This is a genomic window from Candidatus Borrarchaeum sp. (genome assembly GCF_019058535.1).
Classification (GTDB): Archaea; Asgardarchaeota; Sifarchaeia; order Borrarchaeales; family Borrarchaeaceae; genus Borrarchaeum; species Borrarchaeum weybense.
In genome coordinates this window covers 1-5,887 of the sequence record NZ_JAHPYX010000172.1, presented here as the reverse complement: position 1 = coordinate 5,887, position 5,887 = coordinate 1, and the positions used below count along the sequence as shown (strand labels likewise).

The following is a 5,887-nucleotide window of genomic DNA, read 5'->3' as shown; positions in this document are numbered from 1 at the left end:
AGTAGCAGCCGTCGTAGATGTGATGGAGATAATTCCAGAAGAAGCTCTATCTTTCATTAAATAAGCGGTATAAAGGCTAAAGTCACGTAGTGCAGCGAAATAGAGAAATGGATAATGAAAGATGATTGCCAAGATCGATGAGATCCAGAATGGAGCCTTCTTTAGATGTGATCGAATATCTTTTGATAGAAGGAGGTACAGAATGATTACTATGCCCACCTTTAAGCCTAATTGTTTTGCATCGACAGCTAATCCAAATAACACACCTCCTAGAAGTATTGAGATGATGTTATCTTCCTTAAAGCCATAACTATAACAGAGAATCGCACCAGTAATGAAACAACTGACAACTGGATCTTGTAAGGCTAACCGTGAATAATAGATGTCATAAGGAATAATAGCAAAGATCAATCCAGAAACAAGACCGACTTTGCTTCCAAATAGAAGTTGTCCTAATTTATAGACAAAATAGACTGTAAGAATACCTGATATGGCGGAAACTACTCTTATTGCAAATAAATTAATACCAAAAAGATTGAATGATAGCGCATAGAGTATTGCAACTAATGCTGGCTTTCCAGCGAATCTGTATGTAATAAAGAGCCATCGAAAATCATCAAACGCAAATTCATTATATACAGCTTTGCCCCAGATTCCCCATGCGCCTTCATCTACAAAAATTGGAACCCAATTAGCCAAATTCCAAAGACGAAGAACAGCACCGAGTACTAGTATTAATATTAAACTCCATCTTTCGATTTTTAGAGATTTTAAATCGCTATAAAATTCAATTACTGAAGATTTTGAAAGAATTGATTTGAAATCAGAAAAAATGACTCGTCTTTTATAGAATACATATAGACTGCTGACAAAAACAAGTAATGCAAAAATTGTATAGAGCATCGGCTTAAGAATTTCGCTTGGAATCTGACTCAAATTTAATCTCCTTTTTTGTAGAATTATATAACCTTCGTTAGTCTTGGCGGATTAAGTGCTATGATAATGAAGTACGAGTTTTTTAAATTTTTTCAGTTTGTCTCTTTTCACTCAACAAAGTAAATTAGAGTTCTTGGATTTTCAACTTTGTAAACTAACTTAAAGTTTTCAGGGATGTCCATTTCAAAGTATAACTCTGGAAGGTATTCTCTTGAATCTGATTCCATTGAGTCTAATACAATGTAACTGACATTTGATTTCAAAATCGCATTTTCCAAAGTTTGATTTAAATGAAATTTTGGAAATCCTAAAACCTCCAATCTAGAGAAATGATAAAACACTAATGGCTTTCGCGCTATTACAACCGCTTCAGAGAGCGCATTATCTTTTAGCCACTCTGCAGCTTTTACATATTCTTCTGTTGCAGGAGAGGGTATAACTCCAAATTCGATTAACTGAGTTTCAATATTCGAATTGATATTTGTCAAAGGTTCTGATATGTTTAGGGAAAAAGTAGGATTAACAGCAATTAATGAAGAGAGCAAAAGAATACTGTAAATATTTATGGTAACAATAATGGTTAAAGAAAGTCCCCCTAGAATTCTTGAAAACTTAATTCTCTTTAAAACTAGGAAATCCCAATTTCTTTGTGAATTATAAATTCTCGCTATTGATATAGCTGCAAATACTGAAATCAGCGGAATAAGTGGGATAAGATATCTCGGCAATCGCGAAGGAAACCATGCATAAAAGAAAAGATGCAAGATGAAATACAAGTAAATAAGAGAACTTTTTTCCTTTATACCTAAGAAATAGACACCAGGAATTGCAAAAATCAAGATCGTAATGGGTACTGCAAAGACAGCTACAACAGAGTAAAAAATCAAGCCCTCAAAAGGTCTTGAAAGAATTTCAAGAGCAGAATGTGTTTGAAAATACTCAAGCATATTAACGTCTGAATATTGATTTGATACACCACTTGACACTGGATCTCTCCATAATTCAAGAAAACCAAAACCCATAGGTGTACCAAACACAATGGTATTTCGCAAGAACCATGGAAAGGTAATAATTAAAAAACCTATAATAACCCAAATAAAAGCGATAAGTAAGTCTCTGGTATATTTTCTTTTTATTATATTGAAAATTAGTATGAGAATGTAGGCAAACAGTATTAAGATGCCTGCGTATCGACTTAGGTAAGCCAAACCTATAAACATCCCTCCTAAAAATTGATTTTGGATTTCCTTTTTGAATAACAAGAAGTAAAACGCACATAATGTAAAAAATACGAAAATGGTTTCAGTCATTGGAATTCCAGAAAACAACCAAAGTACAGGATTTACTGCAACAAATAATGCTGCGATGAGTCCTGAACGGTCATTGGACAATTTCTTGCCAATAAGGTAAACTGGAATCACTGTAAGACTACTTATTATTATCGAAGGAACAATTGCACTTTGATAAGTGACTCCTCCAAGTAAATAAGCCCCGCCGATAATTAATGGGTAAATTGGCGGGACTTTTTCTTCTGGATGATCGAATAATGTATAGCCTAATCCGTGGGAAAGATTTTCACCTAGTATCAGAATACGAATTACATCAGGGATAACTAACCCTACTAAAGGGTTCATTCCTAAACACAATATTCGTAAAACCAATGCTAAGACAAAAATAATAAGTAAAATCTGAGTATTTCGTTCAAGGAATACTCTCTGAAGTATATCTTTGGTTTTCCTTATAACGGGAGCATACACCATATCATCACTATCTGTTGCCCATGAGATTTGACAAATAGCTTTAAGTGATTTTCGTATAAAACGTATCTAAATACTAACTGAAGTGAAATAATAGATCTCCTATTGGAAAATACGCTAACTTCCTACGGTTGTATATATCACAATATACAGAGGTTAAGAAAGTGAACATCTGTTTCATCACGTATCGTTTTCCACCAGATGTCACAGGAGGAGGAGAAATTTCAAATTATATTCTTATAAAAAATCTGGCAAATTTGAACCATAAAATAGTTGTAATCACAAGAAAACTCGATAATTTGAAGCCTCTAAAACAAGAAGATGGTATAGAAGTACAGCGTATAATCCCCGCGCCTTTTCCAGCTACAGGGTATCCTCTTGAGCCGTACTCTTTACTACTGGCGAAGAGGATAATATCATGTATAAAGAATAAGGATGTAGAACTAATTCATGCTTTAGATTTTAGAACTACACCTGGAGCAATAATTGCGAGCAAAATATTAAGAAAACCCATTTTAGTTACAATAAGAAATTATTGGCCGATCTGCCCACGCCTAACTATGTTTATACCAGATCAAGGAGAATGTGATGAATGTGCTCCCTCATCTATAATAAAATGCCTACATAAATGGAAAACTGGGCTTCATCATTACATCTTTATGGTTTTGAGACGAATATTTCTCAAAAAGGCTAACAAAATAATCTGTGTGAGTAAATATGTGAGAAATATTCTTTTTAAGACATTAAAAATCAACAAGAGTAAATTAGTAACGCTTTATAACATACCTAAATATCATAAATTTGAATCATCCAGTAAATCTCAAACAAACCTCAGACAAGAATATGGATTTTCGGAAGAAGATTTCATTGTAGGATATGTAGGTCGAATTACTTTCGAAAAAGGAATCGAGTATCTCATCAAAGCATTCGCTGATATTGTAAAGATAACGGATCAAATAAAACTTGTGATCGCTGGAGATGGGAATAAAAAAACCGAACTACAAGAACTTATGCAAGAATTAAAACTGAATAAATATGTTACTTTCACTGGATTTATCGCGCATGAAGATATCCCTTCATTTTATGAACTTTGTGATGTTATTGTACTTCCTTCCATATGGGCTGAACCATTAAGTCGCGTTTTATTAGAGACATTTCATTTTGGTAAACCAGTGATAGCAACAAAAACTGGTGGAACCCCCGAAATCATAAGAGATGGCGAAAATGGGCTATTAGTAGAGCCAAAAAACTCTGAACAACTAGTAGATAAGATTTTATTTCTCTATAAAAACCCTGACGTACTTAAACGGATTCAGGAAAAAGCCAAAAATCATTCAATCAAAAATTTGAATTCAAAAATTATGACAAAGAAATTCGTTAACATGTATGAAACAGTTCTCAGTAAGCATAGTTGATTATTTTCTATGCTTCTGCAGAATATACCATAAAATTGTCAGACTTCGACAATTTCACAACGCACACGCTTGAGAATCTCTTCCGCTACTTCTGGCGCTGCTTTCATAACATAAAGATACTTTGGTGTACGAATTTTTATCTTGACAATGTCTTTTAGTCTCTTAATACGTGCTTCAATGGCATTTTCGGAAAGTTTTAAGATTTCATCTGGGTCGGTAATTTGTTTTGGCAACATTATCTCCTCTTGATTTCTTTATGTCCTTATTTGGTGGGCGGGATGAGATTTTCAGAAAGAGCAATAATCTCTCTTTTCCTTTGAACTCACGACTTCCAGATCCATACATCAAGTGTATGAATACTCCGCCGCGTGAGGGCGGCGTCATAGCCAGCTAGACCACCCGCCCAAAGAATTATTGAATCTTATCCGGTTAATTCACGTTTTTTCCATCTAAGGTCCTTTGAACGACATCGCCGACATTTCTTTGCGCCAATAGGGTTTCTTGCATAGCATTTTCTACAAATCATGTGGTAAAGTAAGTGCTTCCTTGCGATTTCTCTCAGTTCTGGATCAGCTACCGGCATTCATTTGTCTCCTTTTCAATAAATTTCAAGTTTATAATTTTTTATGACACAATGCTGTCAAGTTTAGACTTTCATAGCTTTATAATCCTTTCGTTGAAGAAGTAAAGTCAAAATTTGAACCACAAAGAAGTTGTATTATTCTTTAGGTTCTTTAAATTTAATGGATTCAGCGATTGAATCTATTTTCTCTTCCATAATTGCTAAATGGCGTACGATTTCGGTGATGTCCCTATCTGTGTTTACTCTTGAGAGATATAGTTCATATGAAGTGAAAAACAAAATTATAACACCTAAAATAAGAGCTGCATTTAAAGGCAACTCGGTCATAAATATAACACTTAAAAACTCAAACATAAGTGGTTCAAATGAAATGAGGATCATGGAAGCTAAAAGCAAAATCCATATAAAGATCCAAAACAGCATTCCTCCAAGTCCAATTCTCTTACGATAAAACTGCCGCAATGTATGTATCACTAAAATGATCGCTGTTATTGCTGCAATTATTTGAATACTACGAAAAACAACCATTTAGCAACACCTAAGTTTTATCATGTTCGTTGATGGTTTTCTTAAAAATCTTTTATTAAAAATTCGGTTTAAAATTTAGTTGGTATTTATGATCCCAAATCCCAATTCTAAATCTTCTCTTTCAATTGTTATTCCAGCGTTCAATGAAGAACAATCCCTTAGAGAAGTACTTGATGCGATTTCAGTCGATATTCAACATGAGGTCATAGTTGTAGATGATGGATCCACTGATAATACATTTTCAGTAGCAAAAGAGTATCCTTATGTTAGGTCTGTACATCATATCCTTAACCGAGGCTATGGCGCTGCTGTTATCACCGGTTTTAGAATTGCGAAAGGTGATATCATCGTTACTATTGATGCTGACGCACAAAATGATCCTAAAGAAATCCCTGAAATTATAAAACCAATTATATTGGGTGAAACTGATGTAGTTATAGGTTCTAGATATCTTAATGAATCTAATGATCTTAATATCTCTCTAATTAAACGAATTGGAGAAAAATTCATTACTTTTGTACTGAGAAAAAAGTATGGACATAAGATTACTAATTCTCAAAGTGGATTTAGAGCGTTACGGAAAAATGTGTTAAAAGAAATTTTACCATTAACAGAGGATCGTTTTGGCTTTAATACAGAGTTTTTAACTCGGGTTCTCGGTTCAGGGT

General features: G+C 34.0%; 7 protein-coding genes and 1 tRNA gene. 2 read left to right on the top strand and 6 right to left on the bottom strand.

Annotation, left to right across the window (positions count from 1 at the left end):
• Nucleotides 1-936, bottom strand: a 936-nt coding sequence (locus QVB70_RS10035) for a glycosyltransferase family 39 protein (protein ID WP_287585619.1), incomplete at its 3' end; no start/stop codon positions are given.
• 107 nt (nt 937-1,043) lie between these two features.
• Nucleotides 1,044-2,696 carry a glycosyltransferase family 39 protein gene (locus QVB70_RS10030; protein ID WP_287585617.1) on the bottom strand — a complete coding sequence of 551 codons (1,653 nt, stop codon included), beginning with the start codon at nt 2,694-2,696 and terminating at the stop codon, nt 1,044-1,046.
• A 161-nt stretch (nt 2,697-2,857) separates the two neighbouring features.
• On the opposite strand from QVB70_RS10030, the gene QVB70_RS10025 reads away from it, so the two are divergent.
• Nucleotides 2,858-4,108, top strand: coding sequence for a glycosyltransferase family 4 protein (locus tag QVB70_RS10025; protein ID WP_287585616.1), 1,251 nt, complete (start codon nt 2,858-2,860; stop codon nt 4,106-4,108).
• Between the two features lie 38 nt (nt 4,109-4,146).
• Here the strand turns inward: QVB70_RS10025 and QVB70_RS10020 are convergent, their stop codons facing one another.
• The 4 genes from QVB70_RS10020 to QVB70_RS10005 all read right to left on the bottom strand — a co-directional run bounded on the left by QVB70_RS10020 (nt 4,147) and on the right by QVB70_RS10005 (nt 5,219).
• The gene (locus QVB70_RS10020) at nt 4,147-4,344 is read right to left on the bottom strand and encodes a hypothetical protein (RefSeq protein ID WP_287585615.1); all 198 of its coding nucleotides are present in this window, start codon (nt 4,342-4,344) and stop codon (nt 4,147-4,149) included.
• A 31-nt stretch (nt 4,345-4,375) separates the two neighbouring features.
• Nucleotides 4,376-4,513: transfer RNA gene (locus tag QVB70_RS10015), tRNA-Val, on the bottom strand.
• A gap of 16 nt (nt 4,514-4,529) precedes the next feature.
• Nucleotides 4,530-4,691, bottom strand: coding sequence for a 50S ribosomal protein L40e (locus QVB70_RS10010; RefSeq protein ID WP_287585613.1), 162 nt, complete (start codon nt 4,689-4,691; stop codon nt 4,530-4,532).
• Between the two features lie 135 nt (nt 4,692-4,826).
• Nucleotides 4,827-5,219 (bottom strand): DUF2304 family protein, encoded by a 393-nt coding sequence (locus tag QVB70_RS10005; protein ID WP_287585611.1) that lies wholly within the window; start codon nt 5,217-5,219, stop codon nt 4,827-4,829.
• 88 nt (nt 5,220-5,307) lie between these two features.
• Here QVB70_RS10005 and QVB70_RS10000 point away from each other — a divergent pair.
• A partial coding sequence (locus tag QVB70_RS10000) for a glycosyltransferase family 2 protein (RefSeq protein ID WP_287585609.1) occupies nt 5,308-5,887 on the top strand: 580 nt, incomplete at its 3' end.